Source organism: Bacteroides uniformis (assembly GCF_025147485.1).
GTDB classification, from domain to species: domain Bacteria; phylum Bacteroidota; class Bacteroidia; order Bacteroidales; family Bacteroidaceae; genus Bacteroides; species Bacteroides uniformis.
In genome coordinates this window covers 886,238-906,780 of sequence record NZ_CP102263.1, presented here as the reverse complement: position 1 = coordinate 906,780, position 20,543 = coordinate 886,238, and the positions used below count along the sequence as shown (strand labels likewise).

Below are 20,543 nucleotides of genomic sequence, written 5' to 3'. Positions count from 1 at the left end.
AAACATGAAGAAAATATTTTTATTAATATTGTGTCTGTCCACCATGTACCCGGTTGTCAATGCTGGGCGGGTGGTTCAGAGTTTTAATGACGGCTGGTATTATGCCGCATGTGATGACAATCGGTTGCAGGAAGTGCAACGCCATGAAGAAGGTTGGCAGCAGGTACATCTGCCGCATACCTGGAATGCGGATGCCTATTCTACCCGTAACTACCGCAGGGCTTCTTCCTGGTATAAGAAAGAGTTCCGTACGGATGCCGCGCAGATGCGGGATAAACAGCTTTACCTGAAATTTGATGGTGTCAATTCTCTGGCAGATGTGTACCTCAACGGCGAGCTGCTCACTACCCACAAAGGAGGTTACTCTGCCTTTACCGTAGACATTACGGATAAAGTAAGGACCGATGCCCCGAATCTGCTGATGGTGCACGTCAATAATCAGAACGACCGGATACCTCCTTTGTCCGGCGACTTCACCATCTTTGGCGGCATCTACCGCAATGTGTGGCTCATCAGTGCTGCAAAGCAGCACATCAGCCTTACCGACTATGCCTCTACGGGCATTTATGTCGATTTGCCTTCCGTGAGTGAGGATAGGGCAGAAATCAGTGTGCGTGGGACTTTGGTGAACCGTGATGTGCGGCGTGCGGTGTTGAAGTTGGACGTCGAGGTGCTGGATACAGATGGGAAGACCGTAGCCCAATCTTTGCGCAGCGTCCGGATAGATGCCGACGGGGCGTTCGCCTTCAAGGAACGGTTACAGTTGGAAAAGCCACAGTTGTGGTCGCCCGATTCCCCTTATCTGTACAGCGTGAAAGTTTCTTTGAAAGATGTGCGTGGCAAGGTGTTGAAAGATGAGACACGTGTCCCTTTGGGGGTCCGCTGGTTCAGCGTGGATGCGCAGGAAGGCTTCAAGTTGAATGGGGAACCCCTGAAACTTATGGGAGCTTGCCGTCATCAGGACCAGATGCCGATGGGCATAGCGCTTTCGGATGAGATGCACCGCAGGGATATGCAGTTGCTGAAAGACATGGGTGTGAACTTTGTCCGTCTGGCACATTACCCACAGGACGATGCCGTGTTGCGTGCTTGCGACGAACTCGGCATGCTGGTATGGGAGGAGATTCCGGTAGTAGATTTGATAGCTTTGGGTGACGAGTTCCGCGCGAATGCCACAAGCGCCTTGCGCGAAATGATTCGCCAGCATTACAACCATCCGTCCGTCATTATGTGGGGGTATATGAACGAGGCTGTTATCCAGCTGCAGTATCGGGTGAAGAAACAACGGCTCAACGGTTTCTACGAGAATACCTTGGCGCTTGCCCGGCATCTGGAGGAAACTCTGAAGAGGGAAGACCCCTACCGTCTGAGTACGATGGCCTACCACGGCAATCAGATTTACAATAAAATCGGTCTCAGCAATATCACCGACATTTCCGGTTGGAACCTTTATCAGGGCTGGTATGAGAACGACTTCAAGTCTTTCGACCGCTTTGTGGACGAAGAGCATCGTAAATACCCGCACCGTCCGTTAATAATCAGTGAGTTCGGTGCCGGTTCCGACCCGCGCTTGCAGTCGCTCGATCCGCAGATATTCGATTTCTCCATGCAATGGCAGCAGTTGTACCTCGAATACTATCTGCCCGCTATCATGAAGCGACCGTTCATAGTGGGCGCCACGGAGTGGAACTTCATTGATTTCAGTTCTGCCAGTCGCCAGGAGGCTACGCCGCATATCAATAATAAAGGACTGATGTACAATGACCGCCGTCCTAAAGATGTGTTCTATTATTTCCAGGCATTCCTGCGCAAGGATATTCCGGTGCTGCACATTGCTGTGGATGACTGGAAGCATCGGACTGTGGTTTCGGACGGTGAAGCGGTGGAACATCCGGTGAAAGTGTATTCCAATCTGGATAAGGTGGAGTTGTCTGTCAACGGCACGAAGCTCTCCGTGCAAGGCATCGAGAATTGCCATGCAGTGTGGCAAGTGCCTCTCGTTGCGGGGCGAAACACGCTTGTGGCTTCAGGTATCTGCCATGGGAAGAAGGTGGAGCAGGTTTCGGACATTTTTGTGAAGATGCAGCCTCGCCATATCGCGGCAGTCGGCTCCGGACAGCTGGAACTTGCAGTGAACGTGGGCAGCAACTGTTTCTTTACGGATGACAAGAGTGATCTTTGCTGGCTTCCCGACCAAGCTTATACTCCTGGAAGTTGGGGCTACATAGGTGGAGAGATTTTCCGCCGTTCTCCGGGACGTATCGGAACCACTGCCGAGGTGAAAGACACCCGTAATGTTCCTTTGCTCCAGACCAAACGCAAGGACATCAGGGCCTATCGCTTCGACTTGCCCGACGGCGACTATGAAGTAGAACTTCTTTTTGCTGACCTGAACGCACGTTCCGAGCGGGTGACTTACGATTTGGGAGCTGTCGCTACCCTAGACAATGCCGATTTCCGCGGCAGTGTCTTCAATGTTTCTGTCAACAACCGACCTTGGCTGAATCATTTCTCTCCGGCGATAGAAGTAGGCGGGAACCGTTGCATATCCAAGAAACTGCATGTTGCCGTAACCGGTGGAAACCTTACGGTGAACTTTGAGGCGGTGAAAGGGATGACGTTCTTGAATGGGATAAAGATATTCAGGATTCATTGATGTTCTATTCTTAATAATGTTGTATTAACCGATAAATTGAGTGAAATATGAAACACAAATTACTTACCGGGTCTCTCTCCTTCACAGTAGGGATGGGATTCAGCGTTTTGCCTGCCGTCGCGCAGCAATCTCCGGCTTCCACTGAGGTCAAGCCCAATGTAATCATTATCAACGTTGATGACTTGGGCTATGGCGACATTGGTTGTTACGGTGCCACCAAGGTCAAGACTCCCAATATAGACCGTCTGGCATCGCAGGGCCGTAGCTTTATGGACGCTCATTCATCCTCGGCTGTTTCCACGCCTTCACGTTATGGACTGATGACCGGTCAATATCCTTGCCGTGAGGATATTTGGGGGGCAATCTTCCTGAATCAGACTCTGCAAATTGATACGGCACGCACCACAATTGCGGATGTGATGAAACGTTCCGGCTATTCCACTGCCATCGTGGGGAAGTGGCATCTTGGATTCCGTACGGACGAAAAGATGGACTGGAACAAGGAACTGGCTCCCGGACCACTTGAATTGGGATTCGATTATTACTTCGGTGTGCCTATTCTCAACAGTCATCCACCTTTTGTTTATGTGGAGAACCATCATGTGGTGGGTTATGATCCCAACGACCCGTTTGTAAGAGGCAAGAGGGCAGAAACGGAGGAGTTCGATGAAAAATTCGGTATCAACTCTATTGGTGGAGCCACGGCTGCGCACCGTTTGTACAAAGACAGGGCTGTAGCCACTACTTTGAAAGACCGGGCCGTGCAGTGGATAAAGGAACATAAGGATTCACCTTTCTTCTTGTATTATGCTACCACCAACATCCATCATCCTTTTACACCGGCCGAACGCTTTGTAGGTACCAGTGAGGCAGGACCTTACGGTGATTCAATCCATGAATTGGACTGGGTGGTAGGCGAGATTATGCGTACCCTCGATGAGGAAGGGCTGGCGGGAAATACTCTGCTCATCTTCACCAGTGACAACGGAGGAATGCTGAATCATGGAGGGCAGAGAGCTTGGAAGGCAGGACACCATATCAACGGCAAGCTTCTTGGTTTCAAGTTCGGAGCTTGGGAAGGCGGGCATCGCATTCCTATGATTGTCCGCTGGCCGGGCAGGATTCCTGCGGGCAGCGTATCCAACCAGTTGATGTCCAATGTTGACATGCTTGCCACTTTGGCTGCCCTCACAGGATATGAATTGCAGGAGCAGGACGGGCCGGACAGTTTCAATATGCTTCCTGCCCTTATCGGAAATCCCGGGAAAATGATTCGGGACCATATTATTATCTGTCCTTCCCAAAAGAGCCATCTTTCCATTCGCAAAGGGAAGTGGGTCTATATTCCGGCGCAAAACAGCGGTGGATTTACCGGAAAGAATGTCGGTGACCATGACTTGGGCGGGGCATCCGCTTTCCAGCTCACCCATCGGGTGAACAGCGATATAGAAAATGCCCGGATAAAGCCGGATGCACCCTCTGTGCAGCTTTATAATTTGGAGGAAGACCCATACCAGACCACAAATGTGTATGAACAGCATCCCAAAGTGGCACGCAGGCTGGCGCGGATACTGGAGGAGAAGATAAGGAAGTCGGATGCCACAAGAAAGTGACAACCGATAGATTGATGAAAAACATAATTTGAAAAATGAAGAATACCATGATGAAAAAGTTTTTTGTAGGTTTATTCTCCCTTTTGATGGGAGTAGGCAGCGCTTTTGCGCAGACCAATATGTCTAGTGAAATGTATGACCTTGCCAAGATGAAGGAAGGCTTGCGCAACCGCCGTGTCAGCAGTTATGACCGTACGGGCAACAACCGTGACCACCTGAAGGCCATCAAGCCGGGCGAAACGGCTGTCTTGGCCGACATCAAGGGGGCAGGCGTAATCAACCATATCTGGATAACGATGTCTCCGGGACCGCGCCAGCTTTCCCGTAACGACATCATCCTTCGGATGTACTGGGACGGCAGCGACGAGCCTTCTGTCGTGTCCCCCATCGGTCCCTTTTTCGGCCAGGGATGGAACGAACAGTATAACTATGCTTCTTTTGCCCTTTCTTCCGGTCCCAACGGTGGTACGGGTTTGTGCAGCTATTTCGCCATGCCTTTTGCCAAAGGTGCGCGCATTGAGATAGAGAATCAGACGGATGTCAACATCGGCGCCTTCTACTACTACATAGACTATGTGGAGATGAAGGAACTGCCCAAGGACATGGGACGTTTCCATGCGTGGTTTAACCGTGAGATTACCGAAGCGCTTCCCGAAGGGGAGACCGAGTGGGGTTCCGTGGGTAAGCAGACGGAGAATAAGGACGGAGCCGACAATTATGTGTTTGCCGATATCAAGGGAAAGGGCCATTTTGTGGGATTGAACTATTATGTACAGTGCCCTACCCCCATGTGGTATGGTGAAGGCGATGACATGTGGTTCATCGACGGTGAAAAACAGTCTTCCTTGATAGGAACCGGTACGGAAGATTTGTTCAACACCGCCTGGTGCCCGAAAGAGCCCTACCAGCATATCTACTTCGGCTATCCACGTGTGAATAATGATGTCGGATTCTTGGGGCGTACACATGTCTATCGGTTCTTTATTCAAGATCCCGTCTTCTTCGAGAAAGGGCTGAAAGCCACCATCGAGCATGGACACAACAATTGCCTGACGCTCGACCTGGCTACCGTTGCTTACTGGTATCAGGACAAGGCGACGGCTGTCCCGGCCATTCCCGACAAGGCGGGCCGTAAGCTGAAGCCGATGGTAAACAATGTGATGATACACAAATGGCGTCATGAATGGAGAAAGAACAAGGGGAACAAAGCGGACCTTTGGGGGGACGAATAAATAGTTGGAGGACATGAAATGAAAAAAATTAGTTTATTTCCATTATTGGCTGCTACTACGGTTTCTCAAATGATGTTTTCGTCTTGTAGTTCGGAGCAGGAGAAGGAGCAGCCGAATTTTGTATTGATTTTCTGTGATGATATGGGATATGGAGATTTGGGGTGCTATGGAAACCCTACCATACATACCCCGAACATTGACCGTATGGCCTCGGAAGGGATGAAGTTCACACAGTTTTATGTGGGCGCTTCTGTTTCTACGCCTAGCCGCAGTGCACTGATGACCGGCAGGTTACCGGTTCGTAATGGACTGTATGGCGATAAACGGGATGTTCTTTTCCCGGATTCCAAAGCAGGATTGGGACAAGATGAAGTGACTGTTGCCAAACTGTTGCAGCAGAATGGATACGCTACCGCTTGTGTAGGTAAATGGCATTTGGGGCATTTTTCTCCTTATTTGCCTACTGACCATGGTTTTGATGATTTTTTCGGAATACCTTATTCGAACGATATGCGCCCTGCCTCATTGATGCGGGGGGATTCTGTTCTTGAAATCAAGCCTGAGCAGGGAGAATTGACACGGCGTTATACCGAATATGCTGTAGACTATATCAAAAAGAATAAGAATCGTCCATTCTTCCTTTACTTGGCACATACTTTCCCCCATACGCCGTTGCATACGAACGAGCGTTTCGAAGGCAGGAGTAACCGGGGGCTGTATGGCGATGTGGTCGAGGAGCTGGACTGGAGTGTGGGTGAAGTATTGAAAGCCTTGAAGGAAAATGGTCTGGATGAAAACACATTGGTCATTTTTACCAGTGACAACGGACCATGGTTGGTACAGCGCCTGAATGGAGGTTCTGCCGGTGCTTTACGTCAAGGGAAGTCTACCTGTTGGGAAGGAGGTCTCCGCGTTCCGGCTGTTTTCCGTATGCCGGGCCGAATAGCGCCGTGTACGCAGCAAGGCATGATGGCAACAATGGATATTTTGCCGACATTCTTAAATATGGCAGGTATTCCTCTACCTGAGGGAGTGACACTTGACGGAATGGATCAGACTCCCATGTTGTGGGAACAGAGGGAGTCTTCACGTGATGAGATGTATTATTGGCGTGGCAGCCATTTACTGGCAGTTCGTAAAGGTCCTTGGAAGATTCATTTCAGTACCCTTACCGATCCTTATACCCGGCATGCTGTTTGGGAACGCCCGGAAATTCCTTTCTTATATAATGTGGAAGAAGATTTTTCTGAACAATATGAGGTTTCGGAAAAACATCCTGAAATAGTGAAAGAGCTTGTGGAACTTGCAGAGAAGCATAAGGCGGAAATGAAGATTAAAGCTTCTGTATGCGACTTTGGACGTTAAGCTGATAGCAATATGAAAGTTTCATGTACATTAGTGTCTGTTGCTGCATTACTCCCCTTCAGCGGGAGTAATGCAGGCAATGTGCAAAGAGATAAATCCCAACGTCCCAATATTGTGTTGGTCATTGCCGATGATATGGGTTGGGGGGATGTAGGTTATCAGGGGGCGGTAGACGTATCGACACCGAATATTGATGCACTTGCCCGCAGGGGAGTACAATTCAGCCAAGGGTATGTGTCTTGTTCCATAAGTGGACCGTCTCGTGCAGGTATCTTGACGGGAGTTTATCAACAACGCTTTGGTTTCTATAACAATCTGCATCCTTGGGCAAAGATTCCCGAAGGGCAATCTACTTTGGGTGAAATGGTCCGCGATTGTGGCTACGCTACGGGATTTGTCGGAAAATGGCATATGGCTGACTCTCCCGAACAATCTCCTAATCGTAGGGGATTTGACCAATTCTATGGTTTTTGGTCTGATACCCATGATTATTATCGTTCTACAGATAAACCGGGAGTGGAACTTTATGACTTTTGCCCTTTGTATCGGAATGGCGAGATTCAACCCCCTTTGCACGAAAGTGGTGAATATATTACGGACTGTTTTACACGTGAAGCTGTGGAGTTTATAGACAAGCATGCTTCCTCTCCTTTTCTGCTTTGCCTTTCGTATAATGCCGTTCATTCGCCTTGGCAAGTTCCCGAACACTATGTGAATCGGCTTGAGGGGAGGCGATTCCATCATGAAGACCGGAAAGTTTTTGCAGCTATGGTGTTGGCTTTGGATGATGGTATAGGTCGTGTCATGGAAAGTTTGAGAAAAAATGGTTTGGAAGAGAATACTCTTTTTATTCTTATCAGTGATAATGGTTCTCCTCGTGGGCAGGGAATAGAGTGTAGCACCGGTTATGAATATAAAGACAGAGGTAATACGACCATGTCAAGTCCTGGACCTTTCAGAGGATATAAAGCTGATACTTATGAAGGTGGAATTCGAGTTCCTTATATAATGTCGTGGCCCTCGGAGTTGCCTCAAGGTATGGTTTATGATAATCCGGTAATCAGTCTTGATATATTTCCTACAGTTATGCAGGCTGTCGGTGGAACTTCCAGACAGAAATATTCTTTGGATGGAGTCAGCCTTTTACCCTATCTGAAAAGTGAGTGGCCTATAGACAAGCGTCCGCATTCTACGCTTTACTGGCGTAGGGATGAGGATTTTGCCATCCGTAAAGGAGATTGGAAGTTAGTTTATAACGATCAGGGAAGTACAAGAAAAATCCAGCTCTTTGATATGAAGGACGATAAGGAAGAGGTTTATGATTTGAGTGGTGAATATCCGGAGTTGGCAGACAGCCTTTTGGCCGAATTTGATGCTTGGGATGCTGCCTTGCCTCCTTGTACAAATCAGACTACTTGGAACGGACGCGTAGTAGTGGAGCCGAAGGAACCACAGCCTGTCAGCCGTAATTTTAGGTATAAAGAAGGTTATAGGCGTAAAGTGTCCGAGCATAATCGTCGCATTTACGATGCGAAGTATAGGAGGAGCGTTATCGGTGAGAGTTTTAAGTTGCCTTATAAAGGGAAATAGTATAAATGCCATAAATATAAAAAAATGAAAAGAATAGTTCTTATATCAGTCTTGTTTTCGTTTGTTTTTTTGAGCCATGCCCAAATATGGAAAGTGCCTGAAGGCCATGAAACGCGGTGGACAAGTTTTGAAAATCCTACCGGTGCCAAGGGAACGGCAGCTCAAGCCAATAAAGGTGCAAAAGGAAGTGCTTTCGGCAGAATCATGGCGGGAGACAGCTGTGTATTGTTGTCTCAGCAAGGACCCGGGATCATTAACCGTATTTGGCTGACAGTCAGCAAACGTAACCCTAAGATGCTTCGTGCGTTGCGTATCAAGTTTTATTGGGATAACTCTGTTGTTCCGGCAGTGGATGTCCCTTTGGGAGATTTTTTTGGGAATCCGCTGTCACGTACATCTCGTTTTGAGAACTGTTTCTTTTCTAATCCGGAGAAGCGTTCTTTTAACTGTTGTATTCCGATGCCTTACCGCACCGGTGCCAAAGTGGTGTTTGTGAATACCTCGGATGAGGACCTGACACACTTGTTTTATGATATTAACTTTACTAAATTGCCGGAATGGGATTCGGAGATGAGCTATTTTCATGCTGTCTGGCGTGAAGACAAATCCACCAAGTTGGGAGTGGATTATACTGTTCTTCCCCAACTATCGGGCAGGGGGCGCTTTTTGGGGGTAAGCTTGGGTATCTTTGCCAATAAGGCCTATGAAACTACTTGGTGGGGAGAAGGTGAAATCAAGTTCTACATTGACGGAGATAAGGAATTTCCCACATTGAGTGGTACGGGAGTTGAAGACTATATTGGTACGGCTTGGGGGCAGGGCGAGTATTCCCACCGTTATCAAGGTTGTCCGATTGCAAATGCGGACAGTTGTTGGTGGAGTATGTATCGTTTCCACGTGCAGGACCCGATTTATTTTCATCATGATATAAGAGTTACATTGCAGCAGATTGGAGGTGCTCCATATCAAAAGGTACTCGAACTGTACAAGGCGAAGGTTCCTCTTGTACCGGTTACTATAGATAGAAGCGGTAAACTGAAATTCTATCGTTTATTAGATGAAAATTCAGACCTACATATCACGGATAAAGACTTTCCGCCAGGATTTGTTAATTTCTACCGCCAAGATCATGTAACTTCAACAGCATATTTCTATTTGGATAGGCCTGCAGTCTGAATAATTTTTTAAATAACTTCCTAGTGTATATTATTGGGAATTAGTATTTTATACAATGCTGTAGTAGTTACGTTGTAGTGCTTGAGTAGGTTGTGGTAATCTTGTGGTAGTTTGTTTTTTGACATACATCAATTGCTCCTATACTTTTGCAAAAGAATTTTAAATCAATACAAAATGAAGAAAAATTTATTAATTACATGTGTGATGTTGCTGTTTGCCGTTGTTTCGATGGCGCAGAACAAAATTACGGTTTCGGGTGTCGTTTCCGACAAGACGGGAATGACTGTTATTGGTGCTACAGTTTCGGTAAAGGGGGCTCCTCAGCAAGGAGTCGTTACTGGACTTGATGGTGATTATAAGATTACCAATGTTCCCAGTAACGCTGTCTTGCTTTATAGCTATATTGGTATGAAAGACCAAGAAATAGCAGTGAATGGTCGTACTACTATTAATGTAGTAATGCAAGAAGACAATATGTTGATCGATGAAGTTGTAGTTGTAGGCTATGGTGTACAGCGTAAATCAGACTTGACCGGTGCTGTTGGTTCTATCAAGAGCGATGATTTGAAAAAGATTTCTACACCTAATGTGGCTAACGCGTTGCAAGGTCGTGTGTCCGGTGTATTTATCTCTGCAAGCGGTGCTCCGGGTAGCTCTCCTGAAGTGCGCATTCGTGGTATCGGTACTACTAATAATAGCAATCCGCTCTATGTGGTTGATGGAATGTTTATGGACGATATATCATTCCTGAGTAACCATGATATTGAGTCCATGGAGGTATTGAAGGATGCTTCTGCTACTGCCATGTATGGTTCTCGCGGTGCTAACGGTGTAATCATTGTTACCACCAAGCAAGGTGCTGAAGGTAAAGCACAGGTGAACATTACTGCCAGTGAAGGATTTCAGTTCCAAAATAGCGGTAAGTTTGAGATGTGTACGGCTTCTGAATATGCTATGCTGCAAAATGAAGCTAACTTGAATATTAATCCAGATGGCGGTCTTGTTTATGATGACCCGGCTTCTTTCGGAAAAGGGACCAATTGGTTCGATGAGATTTTCCGAGTAGCGTCTGTCCGTGATTATCAAGTTGCTGTTAGTGGCGGAACAGAAAAGGTACGTTATAATTTGAGTGCCGGATATTTCCAACAGGATGGTATCATAAAGGAAAATTCTTATGACCGTTTTACTTTGCGTGCCAATAATTCATATAAAATAAACAAACATTTGACTATCGGGCATAACTTATCGGCTTCTTTCAGTCATACAAAAAATGAAAATAAGGGAGTTGTAAAATCTGCTTATAAACTGAGTCCTATCATTACTCCTTATGATGAGAATGGTAATTTCTCCGATCCTCAGGTGGCATCTACTGCTAATCCGCTTGCTACCCTCCATTATATGAATAGTGATAATTGGAAAGATAGAATTGTGGGTAGTGCATTCTTGAATTGGGAAGTTATTAAAGGGTTGAATTTTAAGACCAGCTTGGGCATTGATTATATTAATGGTAGAAGTCGTAATTTTACTCCTAAGTATTATATCTCGGAGTATCAAAAGGTAGATGAGAACAGCTTGTCTAAAACATGGACTAGAGATTTTACTTGGCTGTGGGAGAATATCTTGACTTATGATTGGCAAATCAATGATAAAAATCGTCTGAATCTTTTGGGTGGTATTACTGCTCAAAAATACACTAATGAAAAGTTAGGCGGGTCAGGACGTAATTTCTTCTCAGAAGTGGAAGACTATTGGTATTTGGATCAGTCTTCAAGCGATACACGTGGACTTGAGAATAATGGAAAACATGAAGCCATGATGTCTTACTTGTTCCGTGCCAACTATGCTTTAATGGACAGATATTTGTTGACGGCTTCTATACGTGCCGATGGCTCTTCGAAGTTTGGACCGGATAACCGTTGGGGATATTTTCCGTCAGTAGCTGCCGGATGGAGGATTTCTGAAGAAGCTTTTATTAAAGATAATGTTGAATGGTTGAGTAACTTGAAGATTAGAGGTAGCTGGGGGCAAATTGGTAATGATAAGATTGGTAATGACAAATATTATGCATTGGCTAATGTAGCCCCTACTTATGATGCTGTATTTGGTGGTGATTATTATTCTGGTGGTACTGTAACTTCTCTTTATAATACACAAATCCATTGGGAACGTTCAGAGCAGTTGGATCTTGGTTTTGATTTAGGCTTGTTCAATAATCGCTTTTCTTTAGAGTTTGACTATTACAGAAGAGATACAAAAGAAATGTTGGTAAATGTGGATGTTCCTGCTTCTGTAGGACTTGCCTCTGTAGAAACAAACGTGGGCTCAGTACGTAACTCTGGACTTGATTTTACGGTGAAATGGGAAGACTCGTTTAAGGATTTTCGTTATGGCATCCGCTTGACTGGAACTACAATTAAGAATGAGGTGACTAATTTGGGAGGTAAACGTATCACCAGTGGGGATATAGGTTCCGGAAAAAGTGTTCATATGACAGAAGAAGGAATGCCAATCAAGTATTTTTATGGTTACAAGACTATTGGTATTTTCCAAAGTAATGAGGAGATTGAGCAGTATAATGCGATGGCTGCGGCTGCTTCCGGTGATGCGAAGAAGAAGTATCAGGCAAATGTAGCTCCGGGTGATCTGATTTATGCAGATACGGATGGCAATGGATATATAACTGCTGAAGACCGTACGGATTTAGGCTCTCCTACTCCGAAGTTTATCGGTGGTTTGGGTATAACTGCCGCTTGGAAAGGCTTTGATTTGTCAATTGATTTGCAGGGTAATTTTGGTAATAAGATTTATAATGCCAAACAAGCTGAAAGAAATGCTGGTGTTGATAACTGGGATCGTTCGTTCTTGGATAGATGGACTGAAAACAATAGGAATACTTCCATTCCGCGCATGACATTTGAGGGTAACAATTATTTTGTTTCCGACCGTTATGTTGAGAGTGGCAACTATGTGAAGTTACAGACTGTGGAATTAGGATATACATTCCCAAAAAACTTGATGCAAAAAGTGCATATCCAGAATTTGAGATTGTACTTCTCAGGTAATAACCTGCTTTATTTTACGAATTATAACGGATTTACTCCTGAAATCTTAGGGGGGCTTGACCGTGATATTTATCCGATTACCGCTACCTGCCGTTTTGGCTTGAATCTTACATTCTAATGGAAAATAAAAATAGGAAATGATTATGAAAAAGATATATTCACTTTTATTAGCTTCAGCATTGGTTTTTACCTCTTGTTCTGATTTTTTGGATACAAAGCCGCAAGGGAAATTGACGCAAGATATTTTCTTCGGGGAAGAAGAAGGTGCTTTGATGGGAATTAATGCTATATATTCTCAAATGAAAAGTTGGGACTTGATCGGCTTTTCTTGGTTTGGCATTATGGAGGTGCCGAGTGACAATTCTGATACAGGAAGTTCACCGGCAGATGGTAGTTATGCTCGCGTGAATTCATTGAATGATTTTACTTATGATGTTTATACTTCTGAATTGAACGGCTGGTGGACCGGAAATTATAAAGGAATCGGATTCTGTAACGTAGCATTGGATAACTTGGATGTGTTGAAAGATGAGCAGTTAAAGATTAGAAGCATTGCACAGGCACGTTTTTTCCGTGGTTTCTTTTACTTTAACTTGGTGAGAACTTACGGTGGCGTACCTTTGGTTACTAAAGTTCAGAATCCCGATGAATATGATCAGCCATGCGCTTCTGAAGAAGCTATTTATCAGCAGATTATTGATGACTTATCCTATGCGGCAATGAATTTGCCAACCCGTGATGAATGGGGGATTGCTGAGAGAGGAAGAGTTACGAAAGGAACTGCAGAAGGCTTGTTGGCTAAAGTTTATTTGTTCCGTCAAGATTATGCAAGTGTAAAACAATATGCAGGGCAGGTAATAAGTAGGGGAGAATATAACCTGCATCACAATTACCGTGATTTGTTTAGCCCGGATTCTTATTATTCTGATGAAGTGATGCTGGCCGACCAGTATTTGTGGGGATCAGACAAGACGAGAGATAAGGCTTCCGAATATGTGAAGTGGCAAGGTGTCAGAGGTTTCAAAGGTTGGGGATTCTGTTCTCCGTCAGAATCTTTGGATAAGGCTTATGAATCAGGTGATCCGAGACGGGAGGCTACTATCATTTACGATGGCGAAAATATGGAAGGAGTTGGGGTTATAAACTTCAAGGACGAACCGGGAGTACAACCGCGTGCCAATAAAAAGACAATGTGGCCTACAACTTATTGGAATGCCAATAATTTTGCTAAACAAAATTGCCACTTGTATTTTCTGCGTTATGCGGATGTACTGTTAATGTATGCTGAGGCCTGCAATGAGTTGGCAAATGGTGAAAGCGACCCATTAGTAGATGACGCCCTGGCTAAATTGGAATTGGTCAGAGACCGTGCTCGTAAGTCCGGTGATGATCCCACTGTATTACCTAAAATAACAGAGAGGGATAAGGCAAAGTTGCGTGAAATCATATGGAATGAGCGTCGCATTGAATTAGCAATGGAAGGACACCGTTTCTTTGATTTGATTCGGGCTGATAAAGTTGTTCCCGGATATGCAGAAAAGATGCTGAAGGCCCATGGAAAGACAAACTTCAATATGAGCCAGCATTCCACATTCTACATTCCACAGAAGCAGATTGATATTTCTCAAGGAATATTGAAGCAAAATAAATAAGGTGTGTGAGGAGTAGCCTAAGGCTACTCCTACTTCTTATGTGATTAAAATGTTTAAAATAGGTATTATGAAAAATATATTTCTTTTTTTCTTGTTTTTGGGGGTTTGTTCGTGCTCGGTAAATGCCATAAATCCACCATCTGGTGTGACAGAAAAGCAACTCTCCGATGATGAACTCATGACCCTTGTCCAGAAGCAAACTTTCCGTTACTTTTGGGATTTTGCCCATCCCGAATCAGGATTGGCGCATGAACGGAGCAACGGAGGTGCCGAGACAGCTACCATCGGTGGCTCGGGTTTCGGAGTGATGGCTATCATTGTCGGTATAGAGCGTGGTTTTGTCACTCGCGAACAGGGCGCTGAACGTATGTTGAAGATAGTCCGCTTTCTGAGCGACAAGAATACCGACAGCTATCACGGCATGTGGGCACATTGGATGAACGGTAAAACCGGCAAGACCATTCCTTTCAGTCGTAAGGACGATGGAGCGGATATTGTAGAATCCGCTTTCATGTTCGAAGGCTTGTTGGCTGCCCATCAGTATTTTACAAAGGATAATCCAACGGAAAACCGTATCCGCGGGATAATCAATAATCTGTGGCGTCAAGCAGAATGGAACTTTTTTACTCAGGGACAAGATGTGATGTATTGGCATTGGTCGCCAAACAACGGATGGGCGATGAATCATCAGATTAAAGGTCATAACGAGTGTCACATTGTTTACATTTTGGGCGCGTCTTCCCCTACTTATCCGATTGCCGAGAGCGTTTATCATAAAGGCTGGGCCAATGCGAATACTTTTCTGAACGGTCGGGAGTATTACGGCATCAAGCTTCCTCTTGGAAACAACCACGGAAAGGGAGGTCCTCTCTTCTTCACTCATTATTCTTACATGGGGCTTGACCCACGTGGCTTGAAAGATCGTTATGCCGATTACGAGGAACAGATGAAGGCTCATACCTTGATTAACCGTGCCTACTGCATTGACAATCCGAAGGGTTACAAGGGTTACGGCGAAAAATGTTGGGGATTGACTGCCAGTGACGGTGACAAAGGTTATTCTGCCCATAGTCCCGGTAATGACCGTGGTGTGATTACGCCTACCGCTGCTCTTTCCTCTATTCCATATGCACCTGAATATTCTTTGGAAGCCATGCGTTATTTCTATGAAGAGTTGGGTGACCGTCTTTGGGGTGAATATGGTTTCAAGGATGCGTTCAATTTGACGGAGAATTGGTTTGCACCTTCGTATCTTGCCATTGACCAAGGGCCGATTATTGTGATGATAGAGAACTATCGTACCGGTTTGATTTGGAAACTTTTCATGAGTCATCCCGATGTCCAGAAGGGTTTGAGGAGATTAGGCTTTACTTCTCCTTATTTGAACAAGGTCGATTAGGTTGTTTGATAGGATTCTTTGATTTTGATTAGGTTTTACATAGATTAAAAAGGTTTGTAACCATGAAAAACGTGTTTATCAATAGTGTATTGGTTGTTTTCGCATTGCTTGTCGCCTCGTGCGGCAGGCAACCGGAAGCCAAAGTAGAGGTGATGTCGTTCAACATCCGTCTGGATCATGTGGCGGACAGTATGAACAATTGGAAATACCGCAAGGACCATGCGGCACAAATGATTGCTTATTATGCTCCGGACATTATAGGCATGCAAGAGGTGGTGAAGAACCAACTCGATGACTTGAAGGAGCGTCTTCCGCAATATACCGCTCTCGGTGTAGGTCGTGCAGATGGAGAAGAGAAAGGTGAGTATTGCTCTCTTTTCTATAAGACAGACCGTTTCGAACTATTGAAGAGTGGAAATTTTGGGCTGAGTGAAACTCCTGATTCCATCGGAAAGAAAGGCTGGGATGCGGCTTGCGAGCGTATTGTGACTTGGGCGGTACTGAAAGACAAGGTGAGTGGTAGGGAAATAGCTGCTTTCAATACTCATTTCGATCATGTAGGTAAAGTGGCACGTCGCGAAAGTGCCGTGCTGATACTTGAGAAGATAAAACAAATGGCGGGTGACCTTCCGGTAATTGTTACCAGAGACTTTAATGGAACGGTAGATTCCGAGCCGGTCACTGTATTGACGGAAGGTGGAATGAAGAATGCTTGCGTTACGGCGAAAGTCGCTTACGGACCGACATGGAGTTTCCATGACTTCGGGCGCATCCCGGTAGAGAAACGTAGGTTGATAGATTTTATTTTTATAAAAGGTGCTGTAGAGGTGGAGCGTTACCGAACCATTGATGATAAGCCGGACAACGGCTATCTCTCCGATCATGCTCCCGTAATGGCTATCTTAAAACTATAAAAGCATTTACTATGAAAAAGAAATTATTGATTGGAGCTGCCCTGATACTTTCTGTGGGTATGGCATGTACTTCAGGAGCCGGTGATTGGCAGAGTTACAGCGGTGACAAACGGATAGAAGAGCGTGTCGATTCTGTACTTGCCTTGATGACACTTGAAGAGAAAATAGGTCAGATGACCCAATATTCTGCCAAGAGCGATATTGTGACCGGTCCGCAAGTAAATACGGACATTGAACCTCTATTGAAGAAAGGATACATAGGCAGTCTTTTCCATGCCACTTCTTCTGCCGCCATCCGCAAGACACAAGAGACGGCACTAGCGGAATCCCGGTTGAAGATTCCAGTGCTTTTTGCTTTCGATGTGATACACGGTTTTAAAACGATATTCCCTATTCCTTTGGCCGAGTCGTGTGCCTGGGACGCTGAACTGGCAGAAAGAAGTGCGTCCATTGCCGCTGCCGAAGCTTCGGCAGTGGGTGTTAACTGGACTTTTGCCCCCATGGTGGACATTTCACGTGATGCACGTTGGGGACGGGTAATGGAAGGCTCTGGTGAGGATCCTTATCTGGGTTCATTGCTCTCTGCCGCACGTGTACGCGGTTTCCAGGGTGAGAAGCCCGAAGACTTGATGCGGCTGGACAAGATGCTGGCTTGCGCCAAACACTTCTGTGCATATGGTGCTGCTGAAGCTGGTCGTGATTATAATACGACTGATGTGTCCGAGCGCTCTTTGCGCGATATTTATTTCCCACCTTTCAAGGCTGCCAAAGATGCGGGTGTGGCTACTTTCATGACTGCCTTCAATGAGATTTCCGGTGTGCCTTGCACTTCCAGTAAGTTCCTTTATCAGGATGTGCTTCGCGATGAGTGGAGGTTCAACGGTTTTGTAGTGACGGATTATACGGCTATCAATGAGCTTGTTCCCCACGGCGTGGCACGCGACGAGGCTCATGCCGCCGAGTTGGCTGCCAATGCGGGCATCGAGATGGATATGACCGGAGGTGTGTTTCATGCACATCTGCTGCAAGCCGTGAAAGAGGGCAAGGTGAACGAAGAAACCATTGATAATGCCGTACGCCGCATTCTGGAGATGAAATTCCTTTTAGGCATTATGGACGATCCTTACCGCTATCTGAATGAGGAGCGTGAGAAGGCTACTATCATGAAACCCGAGTTCTTGGAAGCAGCGCGCGATGCTGCTCGTAAGTCGGTAGTATTGTTGAAGAATGAGAATGACTTTTTCCCGATACAACCCTCCGAACGTAAGACTGTAGCTTTGATAGGCCCTATGGTGAAAGAACGTAACAGTGTGAACGGTGGTTGGGGTGGACGGGGAGACCGTCAACGGAGTGTCACTCTTTTTGAAGGGTTGGAAAAAAAGTACGGAAACTCGAACGTACGTTTTCTTTATGCCGAAGGCTGCGATCTTCGTAAGCCTGGAACTGCAGGATTTGCACAAGCTGTGTCCGTGGCTCGTCAGGCAGATGTCATTCTGGTTGCTGCCGGTGAAGACCAGAACTGGAGTGCCGAGGCTGCTTGCCGCACGGACATCACCCTGCCTGCTTCGCAGCGCGACTTGCTGAAGGAACTTAAGAAAACGGGTAAGCCCATCGGATTGGTATTGATGAACGGTCGTCCGCTGGAACTTACTTGGGAGGACGAGAATATGGATGCTATTCTCGAAGCCTGGTATCCGGGCACGATGGGTGGTCATGCCATTGCCGATGTCATCGCAGGCGACTATAATCCTGCCGGAAAGCTGACAATGAGTTTTCCACGTTCGGTGGGGCAGCTCCCGCTTTACTATAACCACAAGAACACCGGACGACCGCTTCCTCCGGACAATCCGAAGATGGATTACAAGTCTTCTTATATTGACTGTCCCAATTCTCCGCTTTATCCTTTTGGATATGGCTTAAGTTATACTAGCTTTGAGGTGGATAACTTGAAGTTGGACAAGGAGGAGCTGAAAAAGGGGGAAACACTTACCGTTACAGTGGATGTAGCCAATATCGGTAAAGTCGGTGGTGAAGAGGTGGTACAGCTTTATATTCGCGACCTTGTGGGAAGTGTGACTCGTCCGGTGAAAGAATTGAAGGGTTTTCAAAAGCTGTATCTCAAGGCTGGCGAGAAGAAGTCGCTGACATTTGTGCTGACTGAAGAAGACCTTGCCTTTTGTGGTGCTGATATGAAGATGCAGGTGGAACCGGGGGAATTCCGGCTCTGGGTAGGAACATCGTCGGCAGATGAGCGGAATGAATCTGTTTTTACGTTGATATGATAAATTGAAAAATCTTATAAATCATTGAAGATGATGGATCATAAACTATCTTTAGGACTTGCCATGCTTCCATTGGTTCCTGCTGTTCAGGCTCAGGAACAAGGCAGGCAAGACGGTGAACGTCCTAACATTATTTTTATCATGAGTGATGACCATGCACAGCAGGCTATGAGTATCTATGGTCATCCTATAGGTAAAGTGGCACCTACTCCTAATATTGACCGTATCGGGCAGGAAGGAGCTGTGTTCTGGAATAATTATTGCTGTAATTCTATTTCAGGCCCCAGTCGCGCCGCGATACTTACTGGTAAGCATAGCCATAAGAACGGCTTCATGAAGAATTGGGCACTAGGTTTCGACGGCTCTCAGCAGACGTTGCCTAAACTGTTGCAACAAGGCGGCTATGAGACTGCCGTCATCGGTAAATGGCATCTTATTTCCAAGCCGACGGGATTTGACCATTGGATGATTCTCAATGACCAAGGCGAATACTGTAACCCACAGTTCATTACCGAGGGGGACACTACTATTCATAAAGGATATGTGACCGACCTCATTACTCAATATTGTGAGGAATGGATGGACAACGGTCGTGACAAGAACAAGCCGTTCTTCCTGATGATGCACCACAAAGCCATTCACCGCAATTGGGTACCTGCCGAACGGCATTATCGTTTGTATGAACACGCCAAGTTTCCGCTTCCCGATAATTATTACGATGCCTATGAGGGACGTTACGCAGCACAGATGCAGAAGATGAATATATACCGTGACATGTACGAAGGTCACGATTTGAAGATGGTTGCGGGTATCGATAGCGACAGCCTGCTCTTTGACCCTTGGCCGCACGCTTTCATGGGAACAATGACACCGGAAGAACGCCGCCGTTTCCTTGATGCTTACCGCGATCGAAATAATGAGTTCTATTCCAAGCCACGTTCATTTAAGGAAGTGGCTGAATGGAAATACCAACGTTACCTGCAAGACTACATGGCTTGTGTAGCAAGTGTGGACGAGAGTGTGGGCGAGATACTGGACTATCTCAAACGTACGGGGTTGGACAAGAATACGATTGTAGTCTATACCACCGATCAAGGCTTCTACTTGGGCGAACATGGCTGGTTTGACAAGCGTTTCATGTACGAAGAGTCTTTTGGTATGCCGATGGTGATGCGCTGGCCGGGACATATCAAACCGGGTACGCAAGTTACAGGTCTGACCCAGAACATCGACTTTGCTCCTACTTTCCTTGATATGTGCGGCATCTCCATTCCGCAGGACATGCAGGGCGTTTCGTTCAAGGAACTGGTGGAAAAAGGCAAGACACCGCGCGACTGGCGTAAGTCCTTGTACTATCACTATTATGAGTTTCCCGGCTTCCACAGCGTGCGTGCCCATTACGGTGTGAAGATGGAACGCTACAAGCTGATGCACTTCTACGTGGATGACAATTGGGAACTTTATGATCTCAAGACAGACCCTGAAGAGATGCACAATCTTTATGGGAAGAAGGGAATGGAGAAGATTACCACCGAACTGAAGGCTGAACTGGCACGCTTGCAAAAAGAATACGATGTGCCGCAGGAGTTATGCCGCTGAAAA

The 20,543-nt window shown here is 46.1% G+C and carries 12 protein-coding genes; all 12 read left to right on the top strand.

Annotation, left to right across the window (positions count from 1 at the left end; genetic code table 11):
• Positions 1 to 4: 4 nt before the first annotated feature.
• The 12 genes from NQ510_RS03485 to NQ510_RS03430 all read left to right on the top strand — a co-directional run bounded on the left by NQ510_RS03485 (position 5) and on the right by NQ510_RS03430 (position 20,540).
• On the top strand, positions 5 to 2,656 hold the full coding sequence (locus NQ510_RS03485; protein WP_005830604.1) for a glycoside hydrolase family 2 TIM barrel-domain containing protein: 2,652 nt from the start codon (positions 5 to 7) through the stop codon (positions 2,654 to 2,656).
• A gap of 47 nt (positions 2,657 to 2,703) precedes the next feature.
• Positions 2,704 to 4,269 carry a sulfatase family protein gene (locus NQ510_RS03480; RefSeq protein WP_005830603.1) on the top strand — a complete coding sequence of 522 codons (1,566 nt, stop codon included), beginning with the start codon at positions 2,704 to 2,706 and terminating at the stop codon, positions 4,267 to 4,269.
• A 35-nt stretch (positions 4,270 to 4,304) separates the two neighbouring features.
• The gene (locus tag NQ510_RS03475) at positions 4,305 to 5,501 is read left to right on the top strand and encodes a glycoside hydrolase family 172 protein (protein WP_005830602.1); all 1,197 of its coding nucleotides are present in this window, start codon (positions 4,305 to 4,307) and stop codon (positions 5,499 to 5,501) included.
• A gap of 18 nt (positions 5,502 to 5,519) precedes the next feature.
• The gene (locus NQ510_RS03470; protein ID WP_005830600.1) at positions 5,520 to 6,866 is read left to right on the top strand and encodes a sulfatase family protein; all 1,347 of its coding nucleotides are present in this window, start codon (positions 5,520 to 5,522) and stop codon (positions 6,864 to 6,866) included.
• Positions 6,867 to 6,878: 12 nt separating this feature from the next.
• Complete coding sequence (locus tag NQ510_RS03465; RefSeq protein WP_005830598.1) at positions 6,879 to 8,456, top strand: sulfatase-like hydrolase/transferase; 1,578 nt, start codon at positions 6,879 to 6,881, stop codon at positions 8,454 to 8,456.
• 24 nt (positions 8,457 to 8,480) lie between these two features.
• Positions 8,481 to 9,632, top strand: a complete 1,152-nt coding sequence (locus NQ510_RS03460; protein ID WP_005830596.1) for a glycoside hydrolase family 172 protein — start codon at positions 8,481 to 8,483, stop codon at positions 9,630 to 9,632.
• Between the two features lie 174 nt (positions 9,633 to 9,806).
• Positions 9,807 to 12,812, top strand: a complete 3,006-nt coding sequence (locus tag NQ510_RS03455) for a SusC/RagA family TonB-linked outer membrane protein (protein WP_005830593.1) — start codon at positions 9,807 to 9,809, stop codon at positions 12,810 to 12,812.
• 25 nt (positions 12,813 to 12,837) lie between these two features.
• Complete coding sequence (locus NQ510_RS03450; RefSeq protein WP_227239046.1) at positions 12,838 to 14,346, top strand: RagB/SusD family nutrient uptake outer membrane protein; 1,509 nt, start codon at positions 12,838 to 12,840, stop codon at positions 14,344 to 14,346.
• A gap of 67 nt (positions 14,347 to 14,413) precedes the next feature.
• A complete protein-coding gene (locus NQ510_RS03445) occupies positions 14,414 to 15,745 on the top strand; it encodes a glucoamylase family protein (protein ID WP_034525916.1) in 1,332 nt (443 codons plus the stop codon).
• A 62-nt stretch (positions 15,746 to 15,807) separates the two neighbouring features.
• Positions 15,808 to 16,659 (top strand): endonuclease/exonuclease/phosphatase family protein, encoded by an 852-nt coding sequence (locus NQ510_RS03440; RefSeq protein ID WP_005830588.1) that lies wholly within the window; start codon positions 15,808 to 15,810, stop codon positions 16,657 to 16,659.
• A gap of 11 nt (positions 16,660 to 16,670) precedes the next feature.
• Positions 16,671 to 18,941 (top strand): glycoside hydrolase family 3 N-terminal domain-containing protein, encoded by a 2,271-nt coding sequence (locus tag NQ510_RS03435; protein ID WP_005830586.1) that lies wholly within the window; start codon positions 16,671 to 16,673, stop codon positions 18,939 to 18,941.
• A 33-nt stretch (positions 18,942 to 18,974) separates the two neighbouring features.
• Positions 18,975 to 20,540, top strand: a complete 1,566-nt coding sequence (locus NQ510_RS03430) for a sulfatase family protein (protein WP_034525981.1) — start codon at positions 18,975 to 18,977, stop codon at positions 20,538 to 20,540.
• Positions 20,541 to 20,543 lie beyond the last annotated feature (3 nt).

Coding starts and splice junctions, on each gene's coding strand:
- NQ510_RS03475 (WP_005830602.1), top strand. CDS start 4,305: ATGAAGAATACCATGATGAAAAAGTTTTTTGTAGGTTTATTCTCCCTT.
- NQ510_RS03445 (WP_034525916.1), top strand. CDS start 14,414: ATGAAAAATATATTTCTTTTTTTCTTGTTTTTGGGGGTTTGTTCGTGC.
- NQ510_RS03480 (WP_005830603.1), top strand. CDS start 2,704: ATGAAACACAAATTACTTACCGGGTCTCTCTCCTTCACAGTAGGGATG.
- NQ510_RS03430 (WP_034525981.1), top strand. CDS start 18,975: ATGGATCATAAACTATCTTTAGGACTTGCCATGCTTCCATTGGTTCCT.
- NQ510_RS03440 (WP_005830588.1), top strand. CDS start 15,808: ATGAAAAACGTGTTTATCAATAGTGTATTGGTTGTTTTCGCATTGCTT.
- NQ510_RS03485 (WP_005830604.1), top strand. CDS start 5: ATGAAGAAAATATTTTTATTAATATTGTGTCTGTCCACCATGTACCCG.
- NQ510_RS03460 (WP_005830596.1), top strand. CDS start 8,481: ATGAAAAGAATAGTTCTTATATCAGTCTTGTTTTCGTTTGTTTTTTTG.
- NQ510_RS03455 (WP_005830593.1), top strand. CDS start 9,807: ATGAAGAAAAATTTATTAATTACATGTGTGATGTTGCTGTTTGCCGTT.
- NQ510_RS03450 (WP_227239046.1), top strand. CDS start 12,838: ATGAAAAAGATATATTCACTTTTATTAGCTTCAGCATTGGTTTTTACC.
- NQ510_RS03470 (WP_005830600.1), top strand. CDS start 5,520: ATGAAAAAAATTAGTTTATTTCCATTATTGGCTGCTACTACGGTTTCT.
- NQ510_RS03465 (WP_005830598.1), top strand. CDS start 6,879: ATGAAAGTTTCATGTACATTAGTGTCTGTTGCTGCATTACTCCCCTTC.
- NQ510_RS03435 (WP_005830586.1), top strand. CDS start 16,671: ATGAAAAAGAAATTATTGATTGGAGCTGCCCTGATACTTTCTGTGGGT.